Annotated in this window: 23 protein-coding genes; 6 read left to right on the plus strand and 17 right to left on the minus strand. The window is 63.5% G+C overall.

Annotation, left to right across the window (positions count from 1 at the left end; all coding sequences use genetic code 11):
- Positions 1-65 precede the first annotated feature (65 nt).
- Together ABIC35_RS19535 and ABIC35_RS19540 are read right to left on the minus strand one after the other, a co-directional pair.
- Positions 66-1001: a DUF3829 domain-containing protein gene (locus ABIC35_RS19535; RefSeq protein ID WP_121079752.1), complete on the minus strand. Its 936-nt coding sequence runs from the start codon at positions 999-1001 to the stop codon at positions 66-68.
- A gap of 18 nt (positions 1002-1019) precedes the next feature.
- Entirely contained in the window at positions 1020-1259 is a 240-nt protein-coding gene (locus ABIC35_RS19540; protein WP_121079750.1) for a hypothetical protein, read from the minus strand.
- Between the two features lie 816 nt (positions 1260-2075).
- Between ABIC35_RS19540 and ABIC35_RS19545 the strand changes: the two genes are divergently transcribed.
- Entirely contained in the window at positions 2076-2546 is a 471-nt protein-coding gene (locus ABIC35_RS19545; protein ID WP_121079747.1) for a DUF3885 domain-containing protein, read from the plus strand.
- 249 nt (positions 2547-2795) lie between these two features.
- Complete coding sequence (locus ABIC35_RS19550) at positions 2796-3716, plus strand: hypothetical protein (protein WP_121079745.1); 921 nt, start codon at positions 2796-2798, stop codon at positions 3714-3716.
- 238 nt (positions 3717-3954) lie between these two features.
- On the opposite strand, the gene ABIC35_RS19555 is transcribed toward ABIC35_RS19550, so the two are convergent.
- Positions 3955-5136: an abortive infection family protein gene (locus ABIC35_RS19555; RefSeq protein WP_220667400.1), complete on the minus strand. Its 1182-nt coding sequence runs from the start codon at positions 5134-5136 to the stop codon at positions 3955-3957.
- A gap of 176 nt (positions 5137-5312) precedes the next feature.
- Here ABIC35_RS19555 and ABIC35_RS19560 point away from each other — a divergent pair, with 176 nt between their 5' ends.
- A complete protein-coding gene (locus ABIC35_RS19560; protein ID WP_354278564.1) occupies positions 5313-5435 on the plus strand; it encodes a hypothetical protein in 123 nt (40 codons plus the stop codon).
- A gap of 295 nt (positions 5436-5730) precedes the next feature.
- Here the strand turns inward: ABIC35_RS19560 and ABIC35_RS19565 are convergent, their stop codons facing one another.
- The 4 genes from ABIC35_RS19565 to ABIC35_RS19580 all read right to left on the minus strand — a co-directional run bounded on the left by ABIC35_RS19565 (position 5731) and on the right by ABIC35_RS19580 (position 9300).
- Positions 5731-6108, minus strand: a complete 378-nt coding sequence (locus tag ABIC35_RS19565) for a nuclear transport factor 2 family protein (protein WP_121079741.1) — start codon at positions 6106-6108, stop codon at positions 5731-5733.
- A gap of 43 nt (positions 6109-6151) precedes the next feature.
- Entirely contained in the window at positions 6152-6406 is a 255-nt protein-coding gene (locus ABIC35_RS19570; RefSeq protein ID WP_121079739.1) for a hypothetical protein, read from the minus strand.
- A 91-nt stretch (positions 6407-6497) separates the two neighbouring features.
- On the minus strand, positions 6498-8696 hold the full coding sequence (locus tag ABIC35_RS19575) for a TonB-dependent receptor (protein WP_354278565.1): 2199 nt from the start codon (positions 8694-8696) through the stop codon (positions 6498-6500).
- A gap of 58 nt (positions 8697-8754) precedes the next feature.
- Complete coding sequence (locus tag ABIC35_RS19580) at positions 8755-9300, minus strand: carboxymuconolactone decarboxylase family protein (RefSeq protein ID WP_121079737.1); 546 nt, start codon at positions 9298-9300, stop codon at positions 8755-8757.
- A gap of 241 nt (positions 9301-9541) precedes the next feature.
- Between ABIC35_RS19580 and ABIC35_RS19585 the strand changes: the two genes are divergently transcribed.
- Entirely contained in the window at positions 9542-10936 is a 1395-nt protein-coding gene (locus tag ABIC35_RS19585; RefSeq protein ID WP_220667399.1) for an NAD(P)-binding protein, read from the plus strand.
- On the opposite strand, the gene ABIC35_RS19590 is transcribed toward ABIC35_RS19585, so the two are convergent.
- The 5 genes from ABIC35_RS19590 to ABIC35_RS19610 all read right to left on the minus strand — a co-directional run bounded on the left by ABIC35_RS19590 (position 10914) and on the right by ABIC35_RS19610 (position 14269).
- Complete coding sequence (locus ABIC35_RS19590) at positions 10914-11426, minus strand: GNAT family N-acetyltransferase (RefSeq protein WP_183049516.1); 513 nt, start codon at positions 11424-11426, stop codon at positions 10914-10916. The genes ABIC35_RS19585 and ABIC35_RS19590 overlap by 23 nt on opposite strands.
- Positions 11427-11433: 7 nt before the next feature.
- Positions 11434-12141 carry an MOSC domain-containing protein gene (locus ABIC35_RS19595; RefSeq protein WP_121079949.1) on the minus strand — a complete coding sequence of 236 codons (708 nt, stop codon included), beginning with the start codon at positions 12139-12141 and terminating at the stop codon, positions 11434-11436.
- A gap of 4 nt (positions 12142-12145) precedes the next feature.
- A complete protein-coding gene (locus ABIC35_RS19600) occupies positions 12146-12847 on the minus strand; it encodes a glutamine amidotransferase (protein ID WP_121079730.1) in 702 nt (233 codons plus the stop codon).
- 50 nt (positions 12848-12897) lie between these two features.
- Positions 12898-13455: a redoxin domain-containing protein gene (locus ABIC35_RS19605; RefSeq protein ID WP_121079728.1), complete on the minus strand. Its 558-nt coding sequence runs from the start codon at positions 13453-13455 to the stop codon at positions 12898-12900.
- A gap of 79 nt (positions 13456-13534) precedes the next feature.
- Positions 13535-14269, minus strand: a complete 735-nt coding sequence (locus ABIC35_RS19610; RefSeq protein ID WP_121079726.1) for a hypothetical protein — start codon at positions 14267-14269, stop codon at positions 13535-13537.
- A 104-nt stretch (positions 14270-14373) separates the two neighbouring features.
- On the opposite strand from ABIC35_RS19610, the gene ABIC35_RS19615 reads away from it, so the two are divergent.
- Positions 14374-15087 (plus strand): MarR family winged helix-turn-helix transcriptional regulator, encoded by a 714-nt coding sequence (locus tag ABIC35_RS19615; RefSeq protein ID WP_121079724.1) that lies wholly within the window; start codon positions 14374-14376, stop codon positions 15085-15087.
- Here ABIC35_RS19615 and ABIC35_RS19620 read toward each other — a convergent pair.
- From ABIC35_RS19620 to ABIC35_RS19640, 5 genes are all read right to left on the minus strand, one after another.
- Positions 15084-15965, minus strand: a complete 882-nt coding sequence (locus tag ABIC35_RS19620) for a dihydrodipicolinate synthase family protein (protein ID WP_121079722.1) — start codon at positions 15963-15965, stop codon at positions 15084-15086. The genes ABIC35_RS19615 and ABIC35_RS19620 overlap by 4 nt on opposite strands.
- A gap of 65 nt (positions 15966-16030) precedes the next feature.
- Entirely contained in the window at positions 16031-17506 is a 1476-nt protein-coding gene (locus ABIC35_RS19625; protein ID WP_121079720.1) for a catalase, read from the minus strand.
- Positions 17507-17670: 164 nt separating this feature from the next.
- Entirely contained in the window at positions 17671-18987 is a 1317-nt protein-coding gene (locus ABIC35_RS19630; RefSeq protein ID WP_121079718.1) for an aminotransferase class I/II-fold pyridoxal phosphate-dependent enzyme, read from the minus strand.
- Between the two features lie 52 nt (positions 18988-19039).
- Entirely contained in the window at positions 19040-19531 is a 492-nt protein-coding gene (locus ABIC35_RS19635) for an Rrf2 family transcriptional regulator (RefSeq protein ID WP_121079716.1), read from the minus strand.
- Between the two features lie 82 nt (positions 19532-19613).
- On the minus strand, positions 19614-20291 hold the full coding sequence (locus ABIC35_RS19640; RefSeq protein WP_121079714.1) for an alternative oxidase: 678 nt from the start codon (positions 20289-20291) through the stop codon (positions 19614-19616).
- Between the two features lie 165 nt (positions 20292-20456).
- Here ABIC35_RS19640 and ABIC35_RS19645 point away from each other — a divergent pair, with 165 nt between their 5' ends.
- Positions 20457-20846, plus strand: a complete 390-nt coding sequence (locus ABIC35_RS19645; protein WP_121079712.1) for a group III truncated hemoglobin — start codon at positions 20457-20459, stop codon at positions 20844-20846.
- The last annotated feature ends 25 nt before the right edge of the window (positions 20847-20871 follow it).

Below are 20871 nucleotides of genomic sequence, written 5' to 3' on the forward strand. Positions count from 1 at the left end.
CGATCTGGCCGTTGCAGCAAGCTCGCTAGCTTGAGACGCGGCTGAGTACGCTTTTTCGTCGCTGTTTACCAGTTGGCCGCTTCAACCGCGGTATTGTAGCTTCCCACCATCTGCTCAACATGCGTAGGGCGACGCGTCTCTTTGAATGTCCGATAGCTTCCCAGCATCGATGACAGGAAATGAAGCTCAGCAGGATCCTTCCCGCCCGACTTGACTGCCGCAGCGTGCGCGGCTGCGATCGCCTTGTCGATGATCGCCGCATCGGCATCGGAGGAAGCAAACAGAGCTTCGTTGGGAGCTTGGGGCGCTACAAAACGCTTGATCATGGCATTTGCGTGGAACATTGCCAGTCGCCGATTATAATCCAGCACATTGCCTTCAGCCTTCAGCTTCTGGATCGCCGCGATGTCCCGTTTCATCGTCTCGCGATCGAGCATCTCGCCGAACCGCTTTAAATCGGCATCGGCAGCATCGAGCTCGGCGAGCATTTGCGGATCTTCTTTTCGCCCGCGAGCCAGCTTGTCATTCAGGTACGCCTTGCTGGTGTAATAGGGAGCAAGATCCGCCAAATGGTCTCGCGCCTTGGTCGAGGATACGATCAACGCGTCCGCTGCTCCGTTCAGATCAGCGGAAGCGCCTGATAGCGCCCGAGCGGCCTTCAATTGCTCGATGCCCTTGTCAATCGAGCCTGGACCGACCAAGAACTCGCCGTCGGTCGTGGCATGTACAACATTAGCCTTGCGATAGTTTGTCGCCATTTCGGTAAGGCCAAAAGAATCGAGTAAACGATTGTGAGCCGCGATGAAGGCATTTAGCTGATTCGGGGTGGCGGCGGCCGAGACGGCATCACTATGTCTATTGCCGCTGGGTTTGTCACATGCGCCCAAGCATAGACATGCTGCACCCAGCGCTGCGATAACGAATTTAGAATGTTTCATAACGTTCCAGTTGCTTTCCGTTCTATCAGTCCGACGTGCGTCGGCGAAATGGCCGATCCCCATCAGTTGCGCTGCAGGCAGTTAGAGCCAGGTGCGGCCTTCCTGTCCTGCACAGCCGTAGGGCGGCAGTTGTCGTGGGAACCGCTCTTGGAGCCGGTGGCATCCCCAGCGACGCAACGGTTTCGGCGCTTGGCTGTTCAGAGCGATGCCGACCTCGTCATAAGGGCTGCCTGCGTGAGCCACATACATGTACCAACGCCCTCCAAACATCACCGCGGCGGCAATGACCACAATGCAAACAACCTGCGCAATTTTCTTCACTCGAGCCCCTCGTTGTGACGTAGGGCTCCTCGTTGAAGGTCGTCTGAACGAAATTCAACCTTCCGACCGCTCAAATCGCGCATTGGGAGCTGAGCAGGGCACGGGACCTGAATAATAACGCGGCCGCTTCACCTGTTCAGAGGCTTGATCGCGCCCAAACATGGGTAAGAACAGGCGGTATTCAATTTTCAACGCGCGTCGTCCAGTGGGTAGGTGCAGCGCCTTTCAAGGCGCCCAGCAGGTCTAGACAGCAGCCGGGCGAATGAGCTGGAGCGCTGATCCGCTTCTCATTGCTGTATTCAGCGGCGGTGCCGAGAACTAGTTGCGCATGCTGTTGGAGACGTAGACGGCTGCGCGCCCAGCGGCGGGCGGGACGCGATACCCGATAGCACGTTCGAGCCATGTAAGCCGATGTCCGCTCTCGCATATCCTCGCCGGACAGCGGTCTCGCCGATTAAAGTCCATTTCTGGGGCACTTCGATGATCGGTTGAGGCAGTGCTAGACGTCGGCTGTTGAGGGAGGCTGCCTTTCGAGGCGCAGCTGACGAACGTCCTATTCTGGTCGGGAGCGGCCACGGGGAGGCAGGTGGGGGCACCAGGCAGCAGCGCGCCCAAAGTTGGACATTCAGCGGTCCGATCGGCCTTCCTGAAAGCGGACGAGGACGTGCGAAGCCCGAAGAACCCTCCCGGCGGCTGAAACTGGTGGAAAGCGGACGTTCATTGTAGGTAGCAGCGATGACCGGAGACAGCGCCACTGGCGAACAGTTTCGACGCGATTGGGCGCGGTATCATCCGACATGCCTGCCGCTGGGATGGATGCTCCGTAGCTGCGCGAGAGCGCCCTGGGTCCGGTTTCACGCTCTCCCCGGTTCGAAGAGATACGCAGACGATGAAGCCGAGCGAAGCATCATCCTCTCGCGAGCAAATGCGTTGGCCGACTGGTTGCTCGGGGAGAACGAGTGGTGTTGGGTGATCGAGGGCGACGCCGATGATCCGACCGCTGCGGGCGAAGTAGCGCTCTCGGGCCGAGAAACCGATGATCCCGACGATCCCGTCTGGAGTTTTTACGTCCGCCACGAACGTTGGCGCGCGGGATCGAGCAACGCAAAGCTGCTGTCGATTGCCGACGATGAGCCTCGGCGTGCGGTTTGGATGAGGTGCGACAACGGTGCGGTGTTCGCGCCTTATGACGGCGGCTTCGACCTGTTCCCGGAATCGCGGGAAGGCGTTCGCCAGTTGAAGGCCGCATGGCCTAATTGGCTTTCCGATCATCCCGCGGGGCTGTGAGGTTCGCCCTAAAACGTCCGCAATTGATGCCGTGGACGGCTCTCCAATATCGCGGAGTCGATTTAATCTGCTCCGCTCGAATGGAGGAGAAGTGCCATGGCGGACGTACATGTGGTCGGATTGGATATCGCGAAGTCGGTCTTTCAGCTCCAGTATCGATCACAAAGTAACGTGGCGGCAGCTCCCGAAAGCCGCCTAAAATGTGCCGCGTCGTTGCCGCAGGAAGGATGAAGGCGCATATCGCCGTACATGGATTCGAAGGTCATAGAGACGCTCGCGATAGCCGAGCAGTTCATGCACAACGCGCGCTTCGCGGGCACCACTCGACAAGCGATAGCTGATGGTTTCTCGTCGATCGACGCCCTTTTCTCCGCCGTATTGCTGGAAGCGGGGATTGAGCCTCCCAGAAACCATAAGAAGAAGCTAAATGCCGTTAGGGCCCACGCGCCCTCGATCTTCGAAACGCGAAATGAACAGGTCGGGTCGGGCTGGTCCTACATGGGCGGCATCGAGTGGGCCGTCGTCGAGCAGTTTTACCGGGAATGGCTGGAGAGCAGATACGAACGGTTCGACATGACTGCCGGAGAGGTGCGCGGACGAATCGCCGTCACGCTCGGCGCGAACTACTTCGTCACGCGGTGGCTTACAGATAAAAGGGGCACCGATTGGTTCGAACTGCACGAACAAGTCGCTCGCCAAGCTTACGGCTACAGCCAATCAGCGACTTCTGACGCCCTCTCGGCTGCGCACGACGCCTTGTTCTCCGAGGCGGAGCAGCTCGGTGAGCGAGTTGGGCGGAAGCTGGCCATCAAGATGTCGAGCACGACGAATTTCTGCGATGCAGACATGGTCGCCGGAGACGCACTCACGCGCCGCATCATCGAGGAGGATCGTAAGATCGCAAGACTCGCGTCGCGCGTCTATGTCGACTTCTGCAAACTGATGGATCGCATTCGCGCACAGCGGGCCGAGCGTCTGATGCAGGAGAACCCGGAGTTGGACCATGGAGCGGCATTCGACGCCGCGACCGACTTCATGTTCTCGATGAAGGCACGATATCATGGCGAGCGGCTTTCGGACACCGGCCAGATGATAGGCGAGTTGCTTACTCATTCGGTATCAAGATCCCTCGACGAGCCTGAACAACACGAGACCGGCGCAAAGGACTGACGCCTGCCAGCAAGCAAGCTAGCCAAAGTATTGTCACCCCTGCCGACACCTCGAGCGCCGGTCGATCCGATAGCGAAGGTTTCGACGCGCGCACCGCAATCTGCTACTGTGGACGCCTAGGGTACTGTCGCACGGCCTCAGGCCGATATGCTCCTGTCCGGTGATCAGGAGATCGTGGGGTCTGCTCGGCCAAGGGTAGGTCCAATGTACCTTGTTCACCTCCCGCGTTGCTGTCTAATCATGCGGGGGTTGGCGTCGCGACTGTCGAAGTGCGCCTCGTCTGCCACGTCGATACCAGGAACGTGGCCATCGAGCCCGCGAGATTGACTGCGAGTTCCGCATGGCGGGCGGCTGGTCGCGCCCGCTTCGGCCCGCCGCCATGCGCATCGCCCAGCTTGTTTCGAAGCGCCCCCAGCGACTCGACGATGGACTGGCAGTTGCCGAGGATCTGCTTGAACACCTGTTCGCTGTGATCGTCGGGTGCCAGCTTAAGCGCCTTCGAAAGCATTCGGTAGAGCGCTGGCAGATCGTCCTTCTCCGAAGCTACTATGTTGAGGTCGTGGAGCAGCCATCGGCAGACGTCCTCGAGCAGGGTGCGGGCGAGCGTGATGGCCCCGGCGGGGTCGTCGCTGCGCCGGTCTAGGGCTGCTGTCCACCGGGCGTGCACCTGATCGGGTTCGAACCTGGCCAGCGTGTCCGATATCGCGGCGTCCGCGGGTGAGCCGATCGCAGCGGCGTAGACCGTGTAGACCGGGCTGCCGGACATCCGGCCGGTCCGCGACAGGCAGTATCCGTCATGCTGGAGGTGCCGGTTGATGCTCTCTACCCGCTGCTTCTGGCAGGCCTCTTCGATGGCCGTCGGGTGCACCGCGGCCTCCAGGAAGCGGAAGAGGAGGGCCTTCGACGCGTCCAGTAGGCCGAGCCGCTCGAACAGTTCGCGATTGCTCCAGTCGTCGTTCCGGATGGTGTGCTGGATGATGTCGTCCTTCAGCGATCGGTGGCCCCAGACGTCGACGTCGGGGAAGGCCGACGGCATTGTCCCGATCGGGAAGACGTCCTCAAGAAAGGCCAACTGGTCATATTCGGTGCAAAGCGGCTGCCCATCGAAGACGTCGAAGATGCGACGACGGGTCAATGTGGAGACCTGCGGGGTTCCGTGCTCCGTGACCTTGGCGACCAGCTCGGCGAGCCAGAAGTCCCAGTCCTGCTCCAGCAGTTCCCTCGCGACGGCTACCACGCGGACGGTGGAGAGGGGCACTAGTCGGGAGTGCACGTATCGGAACTTGCCCCGCATCGCTTCGTCATCGGTTCCCTCAGCCAGACCCAGACGGATGCAGACGGCCGGGACGTCATAGGCCTTGTTGCCACCGACGACCTCGGCGATGCGTGTTCGCAGGTCGTGGACGCGTATGCTGCTCATCCAGCCATGATAGACCATCGGCCCAGTGCGTGCCAAACAGACAAGACGCGACTTATCGGGTTAGCTGATCCGGGAGCAACTTCTCAGCGCGTTGTTTCTCGCTGCACGTTCGGTAACGGAACGCGCGATCATGCGGTAACGCGGCGAAGACCGTTGCGCCCGGAAGGCCTGCCGCAATGACCACGACGTCGGTGTTCGCCAGCGTCATTCGCGGCGGCCTTATTTGCAATGGCGGCTATCTGGCATTCAACGACCAGAACCTGCCAGTCAGCTTTCGACCCAGCGACCGTCGTCGGTAAGCTGCTGAATGTGCGGCAGCTATCGGTGAACCAATTCGGGGCCGGGATTGTCGCCTCTTTCGGCGTCTGCGGCCGAAGGCCTCAATGTTCTCGGGAGGACCGGTGTTGGCGTAAGCTGACGCTCTTAGAAGCACACCGGAACGGCCGGGTCTGGTCGGAAGCGGCCGATGGGAGGCGGGCGGGGGCGCCAGGCAGCAGCGCGCCCAAAGTCGGACATTCAGGGAGTCGCTTGTTCGGGTATCTCCGCGCAATTCGAACGAGCCAAAACGTTAACATCGACGGGTCCGGAAAATAATCATACGAAGAAATTATTCATACCAGGAACATCGGATAAAAAAGTCTCTATACTGGCAATTAGTCCTTTTTCAAGGTGACAAACTGTTGCGAGTTTCTCGTCCAAAAAAATTCCATCGCGCTCCGCTGTGTTGTGGAGACTCAATGCCATATTGTCTCGGCTCAGAAGAATATTCTCTAATTTAACAGAAACTCCATAACTGATAATCAGTTTCACGCGGTCGATAACGTCTGCCGCTCCTACGGTCATTCCCGACACGGCGTTTTCTCCTGGCAGGGTCCAAGTGGCGTCTGGGTGCAACAGAGCTCGCAACGCCTCCCAGTCGCGCTTTGCCAAAGCGCCATAAAATGCTTTTGCGATTTCTTCGGGTGTCATCATCTAGATGCTCCTCGCAGTAAGGATTTCATTTATTGGTTCGGCCTCAGTCAGTCCCTCTTTCTTCATCTCCGATAACGAAGGGGGCCCGGATATACTTGACGCTCAGCAGGCGCGCCTGGTCGGTTATCTCCACAATCCGACGCGCCTCTTCCTCGCGGAACGTTTGACACCGAAAGCCCTGCATTTCGGGTAGCCGTTGGAGCAGGTCACGAGCGACGTCCTCTGCTCCAGCCGTGTCGATCACGATGTCACACCATTGGCGCCCGTGCCGGGTGACGGTCAGCGCAAGCCGCGTCATTGCGGCTTTCCTATGGTGCGCGCGGCGCTGGGGCAGGTGCTGGCCAGCTTCGGGGTAGTGGTCGTTGTCATCAAGATGCGGCCTCCCCCGCCTAGATCCGAACGGCGAGCGCGATCTCGAAGGATCGTGGCGCGCCGATATATACGTTGGTCGACGGGTAGCCGGAGAACTCGCCATAGAAGGCGTCGGTCAGGTTTCGGCCACGGAACGTCAGCGTCGTTCCGGGCCGAACGCGCCAAGCGATGCTGGCATCCACCACCGTATGCCCGGCGACCCGGATGGTGTTGGCGGTGTCGGTCATGAAGCTGCCCGCATGCCGGGCAAAGCCGCCCACGGTGATCGCATCTGTAACCTTGTATAGCGCTGTTGCATTCATGGTCGTGGCAGGCACGTTGATCGGCCGATTGCCGCTGCGGTCCAAGCGGACGCCGCCGACCCGCTCTGCGAGCAGATCGTAGCGCGCGTCAGTATAGGACAGGCCGGCCGTCAAGCGCAGGCGCGGCGAGGGCAGCATCGCCGCGCTCAGTTCCGCCCCCTGTGCGGACTGCCGACCGCCCTGCACCGCCAGCGCGGGATTCCCAGGGTCCCGCGTCAGAATATCTCGTTGCTCGATGCGGAAGACCGCGCCGGTGAGGTCGAAGCGGCCGTTCGCGCCGCTGGCTTTAAAGCCGGCCTCATAGGCATGCCCCTGCGTGAGCCGGAACCGCGAATTGGCGATCGACGCCAGCAGGATCGAGGACACCGGAGACACGGCGGTGGTATACTGCGCGTACAGGGTCAGTTCCGGCCGCACCGCGTAGGTCGTACCGACCCGCCACGTCACCGGGTCGAAGCTTGGTGCATTTCGGTCGGTGCTGCCCGTCGCATTGGCGATTGTCGTGCGATCCAGGGCGATATGATCCCAGCGAACGCCGCCGACCACCAGCCAGCGCGGTGTGAGGTTCAGTGCATTCTCGCCAAACAGCGACACTTGGTTGAGCTTTGAGCGGAAGGTTACGTCGAGACTATCGAAGATGCCGGGTCCGGTCGGGAGAGGTGAGGGGCGGGGCGTGGCGACGTCGATGGGCGGAAGCGCCTGCTCACCTGTTTCCTGCCGCAGGGTTTCGAAGTCGGTATGGTTCGCCTCTGCCCCAAGGCTGATGCGATTGCGCATGCCGGCGATGCTGGTGTCGCCGACGATCGTCGCGCGTGCGTTCACGAACCGGTGGTCGTGGCGAAAGTCCTGGAAGCTCTGCCGGAAACTGCCGTTCGGGAAGGTCGCGGTCGGTGCAACGAAACGCTGGTCGTCGCTCAACACAAAGGCGCGCTTTGCCGTATAGCCGGTGAGATCGAGCGCGAGCGTCCAAGCGCGCGCTACTCGCCAGTCGACCCGCGCACGCGCCGTCGTCTCGTCGGCGTTGGAAAAGGCCCCGTGCGGATTGTAGTTGCGGTGCCGCAAAGCACGGTCGGCGACGAGATCGGACATCGAAGATACCGCATCACTCGGATCGCGCGCATAGGCGCGGGGAACCAGCGGCAAACCTTGATAGGTCGCGTCGTAGCGATCTTCGAAATGATCGATGGCCACCAGCACCGTCAGGCGATCGCTCGGGCGAAACAACAGGCTGGCGGTCAGCCCTGCGGAAATGGTGCCGTTGTTGTCGACATCGTAGAGGCTGTCCGAGCGTCGATAGCTGGCGTCGGCCCGCAGCGCCACCTTCGCGGAGAGCGGCAGGTTGACGCCGGCCGCTGCGAAGACGGTGCCGAAGCTCCCGCCAGACACGAGCGCGTCGAATTGTCGGCCGTCCAGCGTCGGCTTGCGGGTCACCTTGTTGATCACGCCCGCCAGCGCGCCTTCGCCATATAGCACGGACGCGGGGCCTTTCAGCACCTCGATGCGGTCATAGTGCCAGGTGTTGCTGTCCCGCTGCACGACGGTCGATGTGGAAATCCGCACCCCGTCCTGCAGGATCGAAACCGCGTTGCCCGAAAAGCCCCGCAACGAGATCACGGCAGGGTTGCCGGGCACGTTGCCGGAAACGGCGCCTGCGACGTCGTTGAACGCTTCACGCGCAGTTCGCAGGCCCCGAAGCTGCAATTCGTCCTGTGTAATCACCTCGATTGTGGCAGGCGTTTCCCGCGCGGTGAGCGGCAGCCGGCTGCCCGCCTGGGTGCGCGCCTCTAGGGCGAGCAGGTCGCGCTGGCCGACAACCAGGATCGTCTCCGATTCCTGCGCATTCGCTGTCGCTTGGGCGAACGCCGGCGCAATCGATGTCGACGCCAGCAGCGTCGCGATCGAGATCCTGATCAACGGCTTGTTCCCGGAAGGAGGAATGGGGGGCGGCAAAGTCGCCGCCCCGAAGTGCAGGTTAGGCTGCGTTCAGCAGCTTCACGCGCGGGAAGTCGACAGGCACGTCGAACGCCACGTTCACATAGTTGGTGAACAGGTTGAGCGCGATGTGGGCGAGCAGTTCGACCACCTGCTCGTCGGAGAAGCCGGCCTGGCGGAGCGCCTCGACGTCCGCGTCGCCCAACTGGGCGCGATCCGCGACCACTTTCGCAGCGAAAACGAGCGCAGCGGCGGTCTTGCCATCCGTGGAGCGGCCGGCCTGTGCTTCGCGCATCTCCTCGGCGGAAGCGCCCGCCTTCTTGCCGAGCACTGTGTGTGCAGCGAGGCAATATTCGCAGGCGTTGCGATCGGCGATCAGCACCGCGACCTGCTCACCCAGCTTGTGATCCAGCGTCCCGGCACCGAGCGCGCCGAAACCGGCCCACATCATCTTGAGGGCAGCGGGCGAGTTGGCAACGGCGCGAAACATGCCGGGGGTTGCGCCAAAGGCGCCGGTGATTTGGTCCAGCAGTGCCTTGCGCTCGCCGGTTGCGGTCTTCGGATCGATCAGCGGAACTCTGCTCATGATGAATGTCCTTTTATCGTGCGGCCGGACCCATGGGGGAGGCCAGTGGAAGCTCGACCAGCCATCTCGCTTGCCGATAATTCGGAGTACTAATTAAAATTGGATGCGTCAATCTGAAATTTCGCACTCCGAACTAATTTGACATGATTTATGACCCATGACATTTACAGCTTTATGAAAACCGCTGGCGTCAGCGCGGAAAATCTTAGCGGAGGCATGGATGCCGCAGATGGAAATAAGCGTGGATTATCTGATCGTTGGTGCCGGCATCAGCGGCCTGGCTTTTGCCGATGCACTGCTCTCGCGAAGCGACGCCACGATGGCGATCATCGATATGCGCGATGCGCCCGGTGGCCACTGGAACGACGCATATCCGTTCGTGAAACTGCATCAGCCATCCAGCTTTTACGGCGTCGAGTCGCGGCCGCTTGGCAGTGACGCACGCGATCGCGAGGGTCCCAACGCCGGGTTTCACAGCCTTGCCGGCGGTCCTGAGATCACCGGCTATTGCCATGCGCTGATGCGGGACAGGCTGTTGCCCTCGGGGCGGGTGCACTACCTGCCGCGAGCGCGCGTCGAGGCGGATGGTACCGTGCGTCACCTCCTGTCGGGTGCTCGGACCCACATCGCCGTGCGGCGGAAGCGGGTCGACGCCACGCGCTATACGAACAGCATACCACTGACTCACCGCCGCGGCTTTGCCGCCGCGGAGGACCTCGCCTGCATTCCGCCCAATGATCTGCCGCGGATGGCCGCGAACTTCACCAACTTCACCGTTCTCGGCGGCGGGAAGACGGGAATGGACAGCTGCCTTTGGCTGCTGGAGGGCGGAGTCGCGCCCGATCGCATCCGCTGGGTGGTGCCGCGGGACCAATGGTTCGTGAACCGTGCCCGCATTCAACCAGGCGAGGATTTCTTCGACGACGCGCTCGAAGGCTTTGTCCAAGGGCGGGAAGATATCGCTGCCGCCACCTCGGCGATCGATCTCGCGCTGCGCCATGAACGATCCGGGCTCTGGCTTCGTCTCGACCCGCGGCGCCTTCCGGAAATGTTCCATGCGGCGCACGTCTCCGAAGGCGAGCTGGCGGTGCTCCGACAAATTGAAGACGTGGTTCGGCTTGGACGGGTGTATGCGATCGATCCCAACCGCCTGCACCTTGAGCGTGGTTCGATCGAGGCGCGGACTGGCACGCTCTACGTAGACTGTACCGCTTCGGCACTTGCACCCGTGCCGGCGGAGCCGGTCTTCCAGTCCGGACGCATCGTGCTGCAAGCGATCCGCTTTCCCCAGATCCCTTTCAGCGCGGCCTATCTGGCAGTGGTGGAGACCGCTTTCGAGGAGGATGTCGAGAAAAACCGCTTTGCAGCCCCAGTCCCGGTGACGACGACGGTCGAGGACTATATCCGCGGCTTGGTCCCCGATCTCGACAACCGATTGCGGGCGGCCGGCGAGCCCCGCTTGCGCGAATGGATCCGGCAATCCCGGCTGGACGGCTTTGCCCGGCAGGCGGCGCAGGTGGACCCGGCGGACGCATCGCGTCAGGCATTGCTGCGCCGGGTACGCCAATCGACCGAGGCAGCCTATGGCAACCTGCCGCGGCTGCTCGATGCGATTACAGCCGCTTCTGCAGAGTGACCAGCGCCAGATCTTCGCGCAGCGGCCGCCCTACGGCAGGATTGTCGTAGGGGAACGGCTCGACTTCGCCCGTCGCCACGAAACCACGCCGTTCGTACCACGCGATCAGCGTTTCGCGCTGTTCGATTACCGATAGCGACAAGCTGCGCATGCCGGATTCGCGCGCCCAATCTTCGACTCGCTTGATCAAGATGGTGCCAAGGCCGCGACCTTGTTCGGCAGGATCGACGGCGAGCGTCGACAGGTGCACCGTGTCTTCGGCCATCGACACCCGGGCGCAGGCAAGGATGGGGCTTCCGGGGGAATCGCGCAGCAGGACGAAGCGATCGCAAGCAAGTGCCTGTACCACGGCCGCGGGAAGGATCCGATCTCCTTCCACCAAACCCTGTTCGTCGGTCCAGCCCTGTCCACGCTCGCGGGGGCGGTATGCCGCGTTCACGAGCGTGGCGATCTCCTCCGCGTCGTGCGTGTCTGCGTCGATCAACGTCACGTGAATGCTACTCCGTCGCAAGGCGGGCTGGGGCGCCCGAGGGTCCATACAGTCTCTGGCGCCAATCTTCGATCTTACCCGTCTCAAGACGTCGCCGAGCATGTCCGCGCCAGGAGTCTGATAGGGTGGGAAGTGCGGTGATCCCTTCCAAGCTCGCGCGATCGAGCGGATCGAGATAGAAGATCTGCCATACGCGCCGCACCGTCCATTCGGGGGTCGGTCGATCGATCAGGTGACATTCGCTTCCGGTTGCCACGATGCCTTCCTCAAGCACGCGGTAATACCAGCCGGCGCGCCCGGTGGACTGCACGCGTTCGGCCATGTCCGCTATGCCGAACCGATCGTTGAGCTTCCAGCAGGGCTGGCGGCCTTGGCTGACCTGCACAAGCGCGGTGCCAATGCGAAAAACGTCCCCGATCGCAATATCGGCTTCGTCCATTCCGTGCGTCGAGAGGTTTTCACCGAAGCCGCCGGGTTCTAGACAATTGGCCCTCGGCAGCGCCTCGCGCCAATGGCCGTAATGTTCGGCCGCATAGTGATGCACTGCCTTTTCGGGGCCGCCATGGAAGCGCCGGTCGCCCTGTTCGTCTCCGACGAACCCGTCGCGAGTTAGCCTGGTCGGTACATCGACGGGATATTTGGCAATGCCGCTGCGATAGCCATCTTTGCCGTGAGGTGCGGCCCGGCCCACACGCAAGGTGTCGATCGACACCATCAGCTCAGCCCGCCAATCCCGCAAGCCACGTGCGGAGGAAGTTTTCCGCATTGGCGCGAAGCTGCGGCGCGAGTGCGGCGTGGTGCTGGCGCAGCGACGGGACGTCTTCGCCCTCTGCCACCAGTTGTGCGGCATGGCCGATCAGCCAGCGTTCGAACGCGTCGCCAGCCCCTTCCGGGTGGAACTGCGAGCCCAGTATGTTGGGCCCGCGCGAAAAGGCCTGGTTGGTACAGGCCTCGGTGGAGGCGAGGCGTGTCGTGCCGCGTGGCAAGCCGAACACATCCCCGTGCCAATGCAATACGGGCGCATCTACGAAGGCGGCCAGGGGCGAGCGAGCGCCTGCATCGGTAAGCGTCAGCGGTGCGAAGCCAATTTCGGACCGAGGTCCCGGTCTCACTTCTGCACCGAGCGCGCGCGCCATCAACTGTGCACCCAGGCAGATGCCCAAGGTGGGGAGATCACGCTCAAGACGCTTGTGGAGCAGCGCCAACTCCTCGGCCAGAAAGGGATATTCCCGCTCCTGATAGGCCCCGATGGGCCCGCCCAGCACGATCAGAACATCCGCCTGCTCGATCATCGGTTCGCTTAGCGCATCGATTCCAGCATCGGCGTAGCGGAGTTCATAGCCTGACGATTCGAGCACGGGCGCGAAGCAGCCGACGTCCTCGAACATCAGGTGGCGAATGGCGACGACGGTCTTTGGCACGGGTGGCTCCCACGCTCGAGGTAGAGTGCGGCTCGGTTGGACAATGCGGCTCAGCGCAGAGTGCAGGCCGCCTCGGTACAGGTTCCGCCGGCAGATGCCGACGGCTCATCGAGAACGGGCGCGTCGACAATCGGCCCTGCTTGTTCTTCCAGCAACGAGGCCAGCAGCGCGCCCAGCTGCAAATCGGGAACATGCCCGAACATCTGGCGACGCAGCCTCCCCTCCTGGTCAATCAAGAGCAGCGTGGGGGTGCCTTGCATGCGGTAGCGGCGCATTGTCCGCGGCATGAGATCCCCGCGCGGGCCTGGGTGGTCGATGCCGATGGGGAAGGGGATGCGATATTCGTGAACGAAAGCGGCAAGCGCGGCTGGGCCCATCGCTTCGTGATGCTCGAACACGGTGTGCAGGCCGATCACCGCCAGGTCCTGGGTCGGGAAGGTCCGGTGGACCTCGATCAGCTGGGGGATGAGCGTCGAGACGCACCCCGGGCACAGCATCTGGAAGGCGCCGGCAAGCACGACCTTGCCGCGCAATGCCGAAAGCGAGAGCGGCGCGTCGGTGTTCAGCCAGCGCTCGACCTGCCATTCGGGCGCCGCGGAAATTGGCATTGGCATGTGTTTTCCTTCTGCGGTGGGCAGGCGTCCAGGTTTCCACCGAAAGCCGATGCCTGCCCGATCCCGCTTCACTTCAGTTGCGGATGCGGCCCGGCAGGCTGAGGTCGCCGCTCGCCACGTCGAAGACATCGGCGACGCAGACCAGCGGCGCGTGCACCGACTGGTTGATCCGCAGCCCCGAGGTCACCCCGTCGAACTTGACGCCCGCGGTGTTGCCGAGCTTGGCGGCCGGCACGCGCACGGTAACCGTCGTGCCGGTCAGCTTGGGTGTGATCTTGGGGCTGTCGATCAGGATCGGCAGGCCGGGCCAGGTTGCCGGCAGCTTCGGCTTGGTACCTTCCGGGATGTCGCGGATCTTGAGCGCGCCCTTGCCGCAGGCCTCGTCCGGCACCAGGACGACCCAGTGGCTGTGCCAGAGATTGCCGTCGTTGGTCTTATCGCCATCGCCATTCTCGTCGTAGAGCGGCGTATCGTCGAAGTCGGGATGCGACGTCACGGCGAATGCCAGGATCCCCTGATCCTTTTCGAACCCGACCGCGGCCGAATTGATGCTGGTGGGCCAGACATAAGAGTAGACTGAGGACCCGGCGAGCTTGCCCGAGGGCGTCGGATGGGTCGCGCCGGCCTTGCCGCTCACCGCCATCTTGAAGATCAGGTCCTTGCCGGCGCGCGTTATCTCGGTGTGGACGATGTCGAAGTCGGCATTGGCAGCGTTGCCCTGCTTCGCCGCGATCTGCTGCGCGGGCACGCTGGCGGGAAGCGCGGCCAGGATGGCCAGGCCGGCGAAGAGATGGGACTTGATCTTCATGATATCCTCCGGTTCCTCCGTGCCCCTGTGGTTGGACAAGGAATGTTAGGTGTGCTAACTAATGACCAAGCAGCCGTCAAGCTGATTGTTAGGAGTGCTATCTTTTGACCGCTATCTTCGATGCCATCAGCGAACCGATCGCAAAGCGCGTGACCTCCGGCCTGGCGAAGATCGGGCTCGTGCTGCGGAGCCGCGCCTGGAAAGGTGCAGGCACCGCGGGCGTCACCCCCACCCAGGGCCATGCGCTGGGCTTGCTGCGCGACGCGCCGGACGGCATGCGGCTGGGTGCGATTGCCAAGTTGCTGGGGATCTCCGCGCCGACCGCCAGCGAGGCGATGAACACGCTGGTCACCAAGGGCCTCGCCGCCAAGACGCCCGGCCTCGACAAGCGCTCGATCAGCCTCGTCCTGACGTCGGAGGGCGAGGCGCTTGCCGATCAGACCCGCGAGTGGCCGGACTTCCTTGCCGATGCGGTCGATACGCTGGATGCGGCCGAGCAGGCGGCGTTGCTGCGGGCGCTGGTCAAGGTGATCCGGGCTTTGCAGGTCCGCGACGAAATCCCGCATCAGCGCATGTGCGTCACCTGCGAGCATTTCCGTCCGTTCGTCCATGCGGACAAGCTGAACCCGCATCATTGCGCCTATGTCGATGCGGCCTTCGGCGATCGCCATCTGCGCCTCAATTGCCCCGAACATGCCGAGGCGCCCGCAAGCGCGCAGGAGGATGCATGGGAGCGGTTCACGGAACAGGGGCGCGTGTCCGATGGCTCGGCCGCGGCGAACGAGGCAGTGGTCGGTCACGTCCCGCGGCAAGGCTAGAGCGCAGCCAGCTGCACCAGACAGGCATCGATCTGCGACGCGACCTCGCGATCGACTCGCTGGAGCGGCAGGGGCGGATCGCCGAGCCGCAGGCCCAGCCGGTCGCCGATGTTCGAAAGCAGACGAAAGCTGCCGTGAGTCTGGAAGAGCCCCCACAAGGGTGCGAAGGCCGCATCGACCGCCTGGGCTTGCTGGATGTCGCCATGCTGTGCCGCACGCGTGAGGCGCAGAGCGGGTGCGGGCAGCAGGCCAGCAATGACGCTGAACCAGGCGTCCATGCCCGCGCCGAGCGCGGCGGCCGCTTCCCAGTCGCCGCTATGCCCGATCTTGAACCCGGACGGAGTTGTCGCGCGAAGCAGGGCCAGCGACGCCGCGGGATCGCCGCTCGGCGGCATCTTGATGGCATCTATGTTGGGCACGCCTGCCAGGCGTCCGATCAGATCGCCGGTGAAGTGAAAGGGGGTGGTCGACGGATTGTTGTAGATGCACAGCGGCAACCCGGTGGCCCCGGCGACCGCCATGTAGTGCGTCACCACCTCGCCTTGGGTCAGGGGCAGATAGGCGAGCGGTGGAAGCAGCAGCCCGTCGGCACCGGCTTGCTCGGCGTCTTGGGCGAGGGCGGTGCACCAGCGCGTGCGCATCGCCCCGATCCCGACCACGATCGGCACGCGCGCACTGCACGCCTCGACGGCAATGCGGACCGCGCGGACGCGCTGCGGCCGATCCAGATAGGCGAAGCCGCCGGTGCTGCCGAGAATGCAGATCGAATCGACGCCGGCCGAGGCCGCGCGGTCGATCAGCATAGCGAAGGCTTGGGCATCGACGACGCCGTCTGCGTCGCTCGGCGTCGGCGGAAAGGCAGAAAGGCCTGTGAACATGCGCGGCTTCCCCCGGTGGCGCGAAAGGATGGCCGGCGCGCCGCGCCGACCATCGGTAACGCCGATCAAGCGGCCTGATCGGTGACGGCGTTGGGCTCGCTTCTGGGCTGTTGCAGCCTGGCGATCGCCTCGGCCACGCCGTCGCCATAGGCCGGATCGGCCTGGCTGCAGTTGGCGATGTGCCGCGCGATCACCGGCGCCGACGCGCCGTGAATGGCCCGCGCCGTGTTCTCGAACAGCGCCTGCCGCTGATCGGGGGTCATCCGCCGGAACAGCGCGCCGGGTTGGCTGAAATAGTCGCCGTCCTCGCGATGATCCCAATGCGCGGCGGCGCCATCGATAGGCAGCGGCGGCTCGGCAAGATCGGGCTGGTCCTGCAGCACGCCCTTGCTGTTGGGGGCATAGTGCACGTTGCGCCCGCCATTGCCGTCGACACGCATTGCCCCGTCCCGATGATAGCTATGAACCAAGCAGCGCGGCGCGTTCACGGGGATCTGGGCGTGGTTGACGCCGAGGCGATAGCGCTGCGCATCGCCATAGGAGAACAGGCGTCCCTGCAGCATCTTGTCCGGCGACAGGCCGATGCCCGGCACGATGTTCGACGGAGCGAACGCCGCCTGCTCGACATCCTGGAAGAAATTCTCCGGATTGCGGTTCAGCTCGAATGCGCCGACTTCGATCAGCGGGTAGTCGGCCTTCGGCCACACCTTGGTAAGATCGAACGGATTGAAGGGGGAGCGCAGTGCCTCCTCCTCGGTCATGACCTGGACGTACATCGTCCACTTGGGGAAGTTGCCCGCGGCGATGCTCGCATGGAGGTCACGTTGATGGCTTTCACGATCACCGCCAATTTCCTGCCGCGCCTCGGCATCGGTCAGGTTGGCGATGCCCTGCTGCGTGCGCAGGTGGAACTTCACCCACACCCGCGCCTGCGCAGCGTTGATGAAGCTGAAGGTGTGGCTGCCGAACCCGTGCATGTGCCGCCACGTTTTCGGGATGCCGCGGTCGCTCATCACGATGGTGATCTGGTGCAGCGCCTCCGGCAGCAGCGTCCAATAGTCCCAGTTGTTTTCGGCGCTGCGCAGGCCGGTATGGGGATCGCGCTTCACAGCGTGGTTGAGATCGGGGAATTTGAGCGGGTCACGGATGAAGAACACCGGCGTGTTGTTGCCCACGAGATCCCAATTGCCTTCCTCGGTGTAGAACTTCATCGCGAAGCCGCGGATGTCGCGCTCGGCATCGGCGGCGCCACGCTCGCCGGCGACGCTGGAGAAGCGGACGAACATCTCGGTCTGCTTGCCGATCTCGGAAAAGATTTTCGCCTTGGTGAAGCGGGTGATGTCGTGCGTTACGGTGAAGGTGCCGAACGCCCCCGCGCCCTTGGCATGCATCCGTCGCTCCGGAATCACCTCCCGATCGAAATGCGCGATCTTCTCGAGGAACCACACGTCCTGGAGCAGCGCTGGTCCGCGCGGCCCCGCCGTCTGGATGTTGTTGTCGTCGGCGACAGGCGCGCCGAATGCGGTGGTCAGCTTGGTCATCGAACCCCTCCCAATCCTCGGTTAACAATGGGATAGGGTCATTCTCAGGTTTTGGCACAACAAATATTTTCAATGACACATGACATAAAATTGCATTAAAACGGCGCAATCTGCCGCGATGTGCGTAGCGTCGATACGGGTGGGATTACAGCGGGGTGCTTGTGTCAGCTAAGAAAGCGACGGGGGCCGGTGAGGCACTGGGCCAGGTCCTTCGCTGCCTTTCGGGCCGAGTCGACGGTCAAGTTGGCAAGTCCGATCCGCACGGCCGGCGGGCTGTCGATGCGGAAGGGTTCGCCCGCCTGCACGGCCCAGCCAAGCCCCAGCATTGCCTGCACCAGTTCGGCCTCGCGTCGAACGGGAACCCAGATATGGACCCCGGACGTGCCCATCGCCGGGATGTCATGTTCGGCGAGGGTGGCGAGGAACGCCTTCCGCCGCTTGCGATAGGCGACCCGAGCCTTCTCCATCTGCTGCTCGGTTTCGGGCGACTGCCACAGGGCGCCGGCCATGCGTTGCAGCAACCGGCTGACCCAGCGCGGGCCGAGCGCATGCTGGCGCCGGATGCGATCGATCGTCACCTCGTCGCCCAAGGCGATCGCCAGGCGAAAATCGGGTCCGAGGAACTTGGATACCGATCGGATGAACAGCCAGCGGCCCTGTCGCGGCGGCAACATGGCCAGGCTGTGCTCGGACAGCGGGCCCCAGTGATCGTCCAGGATGACCAGCATGTCCGGATGGTTCGCGAAGAGCGCGGTCAGCGCGCGGGCGCGTGCCGGGCTGATATCGACGCCCATAGGGTTCTGCGCGCGCGGCGTAAGGATGACCGCGGCCGCGCCGCCCCCGCGAAGCTGGGCGGCGACGCCTTCGACCGTCGGGCCCTCTGCATCCATCGGCATCGGCTTCAGGCGTGCGCCGAGCGACCGCAGCAGATCGAAGAGCGGCGGAAACCCGGGATCCTCGACCAGGACATAGGCACCCGGGCGAATATGCGTGCGGAGCGCCCGCTCGATCGCGTCCAGGGCGCCGGACAGCAGGCACAAGTGCCGCGTGTCGAGGCCTTCGAAGCCCAGGCGCTCGCGGAGAAGGGCGACGAAGCCGGGATCGTCGCTCTCGGCATCATAGCCGCTGCTGCGCAGGTCGACGTCGGTGAGGACATGCTCCAGCCGGGGCAGGAAGGCGGAATCGATGTTGCCGGAGGCAAGGTCGCACGCGCCGCTCGGCAGCTCCAGCGCACGCCCTTCGAACGGATGGACGCGCGCGATCCGCATGCCGCCGCGCCCGGGTCCGCCGATCAGCAGGCCGGCGTCGCGCAACCGGCCATAGGCTGCGGCGACGGTGTTCCGACTCACTCCCAGCAACTCGCCTGCATCGCGCACGCTGGGAAGCCGGTCCCCGGGCAGTACGTGTTCGAGACGCACGGCGCGCTCGATCGAGGCAGCGATGTCGGCGGCCGTTTCGCCGTGTAGATAGGAGTGCGGCATCCTGCACGCCTAGTGGGCACTTGTCGGCGAGTAAAGCGGGGCTGCCCACGCGCTATGCCTGATCCAATGCGCCTTCCGCCTCGGCCTCGTTCACGACCTGCTTGATTGTCGTCTTCAGTTGCTGAAACCCGCCGAACAGACCGCGAAGGTCCGCGCGCCGGCGCAGCACATCGGCAAGCGTGTAGCGATCGAGAACGGCGAGGAACGCCTGGGTGGCCTCGCTGAGGATATTGGGCAGGCCACAGGCCGGTGCGATAATGCACGCGCTGCAGTCCACCAGGTCGAACCCCTGTTCGGTACGACGGACGATCTGGCCGATCGAGATCTCCTCGGCCGGCCTGCCGAGCTTGAGGCCGCCGTTGCGACCGCGCACGGTGGTGAGGAAGCCCGCCTGGCCGAGGTCCTGCACCACCTTCATCAGATGGCTTTTGGAGATGTCGTACACCGCGGCAATCTCGGCGATGGAGGACAGGCTTCCTTCGTCCCGCGCGCCGACATGCAGCAGCACGCGAATGGCGTAATCGGTATATCGGGTCAGTTGCATCGGCGGTGCTTAGCAGATCGCCGCGGGACGCGCGAAACGGCCCGGCGCGGGCCGGGCCGTTCGAGCGCTGGGTAGGCCCTTTTCATGCCGCGTCGAGCTGCGCGGCATGTTCCGGATAGGGCGCGCTCTCGCGGGCCTCCTTGCCGCCGAGTTCGTCGGCGAAGCCGTGGTTGACGTCGCGGTGATGCGCCTCGTCGGCACGGACCTTGAGCACCACGTCGCGCAGCGTCGCGCTCGCGGGCATCTTCCAGTAATGGCACGCGATGGCGGGGGCGGGGTCGTTGGCCATCCGTCCGGCGTCGATCGCTTCGAGATAATGGGTGTAGCTGATCACCGCCTCTTCCTCGAAATAGCCGACGACGCGGTGCGCTATGCGGGGTGCGACCAGGTAGAGCGCGAAGAAGGCGCAGTAGAAGCCCCATTGCACCAGCAGGATTAGTAGCCGTTCGAACAGGTTGGGCTGCGCCACGTTGACGAAGGTCATCAGGTGCATCCGCTCGTTCTCGGCTTCCTCCATCAGCGTGCGGATCCAGCCCTGGTCGTCGCTCATTCGGCGCAGGCAGCGGAGATGCGTCAGGGTAGCGCCGACCATGCCCGGTACGGCCGCAACCGTTTCGATGACGATCGCGCGGTGGCCGTGACGCTCGCGGAAAAGCGCATCCGCGAAGAAGCGCATCGTCTTGGTGAAGTCGAGTGCGATCCGGTCGCCGAGGTTTTCGGGCCGGCGGTGGTCGATGCGGACGGGAACGTGGTGGATCATGTCTTCCTCCCTCGATGCGCGGCGCGTCAGGGTGGCGAGTCGCATAAGGTGCAATCGAAATGACTCTTTCTGGGCGACGGCGCAAGAGAAAGATTCACTTGCTATGTATCTTTTTAGCCGAATAAGATGCATCCGACATAGATGTTATGATTCGGGAGTGCCGCAATGACCGATGCCGCGCTGGAGGAGGGGGAGATCCGCCCCGTCGTCGAACGCTTTTATGCGCGGGTCCGGGCTGACGAGGCGTTGGGCCCGGTGTTCGCTGCCGCGATCGATGACTGGAACGACCATCATGCCCGGCTGACCGACTTCTGGTCGTCGGTGATGCTCACCAGCGGCCGGTACAAGGGCAATCCCGTGGCGTTGCACGCCCGCCATGCCGAGGCGCTGACCCCTGAGGCCTTCGCGCGGTGGCTCCAGCTCTGGGGACATACGACCGACGAAATGCTGCCGCCCGCGACCGCCAAGGCGATGCAGGCCAAGGCCGCGCGCATCGCCGAAAGCCTGCAACTCGCCCTGCACTACCGCTCCGCGTCCCGCGGCGCGTTGCTCTGACCCTGCATCTGCCAAGGAGACCATC

Source organism: Sphingomonas trueperi, from assembly GCF_040545965.1.
GTDB classification, from domain to species: domain Bacteria; phylum Pseudomonadota; class Alphaproteobacteria; order Sphingomonadales; family Sphingomonadaceae; genus Sphingomonas; species Sphingomonas trueperi_C.

Excerpts from the sequence above, each read along its gene's own strand:
- ABIC35_RS19535 (WP_121079752.1), bottom strand. The coding sequence starts at position 1,001 with ATGGGGATCGGCCATTTCGCCGACGCACGTCGGACTGATAGAACGGAA.
- ABIC35_RS19545 (WP_121079747.1), top strand. The coding sequence starts at position 2,076 with ATGCTCCGTAGCTGCGCGAGAGCGCCCTGGGTCCGGTTTCACGCTCTC.
- ABIC35_RS19550 (WP_121079745.1), top strand. The coding sequence starts at position 2,796 with ATGGATTCGAAGGTCATAGAGACGCTCGCGATAGCCGAGCAGTTCATG.
- ABIC35_RS19555 (WP_220667400.1), bottom strand. The coding sequence starts at position 5,136 with ATGAGCAGCATACGCGTCCACGACCTGCGAACACGCATCGCCGAGGTC.
- ABIC35_RS19560 (WP_354278564.1), top strand. The coding sequence starts at position 5,313 with ATGACCACGACGTCGGTGTTCGCCAGCGTCATTCGCGGCGGCCTTATT.
- ABIC35_RS19565 (WP_121079741.1), bottom strand. The coding sequence starts at position 6,108 with ATGATGACACCCGAAGAAATCGCAAAAGCATTTTATGGCGCTTTGGCA.
- ABIC35_RS19570 (WP_121079739.1), bottom strand. The coding sequence starts at position 6,406 with ATGACGCGGCTTGCGCTGACCGTCACCCGGCACGGGCGCCAATGGTGT.
- ABIC35_RS19580 (WP_121079737.1), bottom strand. The coding sequence starts at position 9,300 with ATGAGCAGAGTTCCGCTGATCGATCCGAAGACCGCAACCGGCGAGCGC.
- ABIC35_RS19595 (WP_121079949.1), bottom strand. The coding sequence starts at position 12,141 with ATGGTGTCGATCGACACCTTGCGTGTGGGCCGGGCCGCACCTCACGGC.
- ABIC35_RS19605 (WP_121079728.1), bottom strand. The coding sequence starts at position 13,455 with ATGCCAATTTCCGCGGCGCCCGAATGGCAGGTCGAGCGCTGGCTGAAC.
- ABIC35_RS19610 (WP_121079726.1), bottom strand. The coding sequence starts at position 14,269 with ATGAAGATCAAGTCCCATCTCTTCGCCGGCCTGGCCATCCTGGCCGCG.
- ABIC35_RS19620 (WP_121079722.1), bottom strand. The coding sequence starts at position 15,965 with ATGTTCACAGGCCTTTCTGCCTTTCCGCCGACGCCGAGCGACGCAGAC.
- ABIC35_RS19625 (WP_121079720.1), bottom strand. The coding sequence starts at position 17,506 with ATGACCAAGCTGACCACCGCATTCGGCGCGCCTGTCGCCGACGACAAC.
- ABIC35_RS19630 (WP_121079718.1), bottom strand. The coding sequence starts at position 18,987 with ATGCCGCACTCCTATCTACACGGCGAAACGGCCGCCGACATCGCTGCC.
- ABIC35_RS19635 (WP_121079716.1), bottom strand. The coding sequence starts at position 19,531 with ATGCAACTGACCCGATATACCGATTACGCCATTCGCGTGCTGCTGCAT.
- ABIC35_RS19640 (WP_121079714.1), bottom strand. The coding sequence starts at position 20,291 with ATGATCCACCACGTTCCCGTCCGCATCGACCACCGCCGGCCCGAAAAC.
- ABIC35_RS19645 (WP_121079712.1), top strand. The coding sequence starts at position 20,457 with ATGACCGATGCCGCGCTGGAGGAGGGGGAGATCCGCCCCGTCGTCGAA.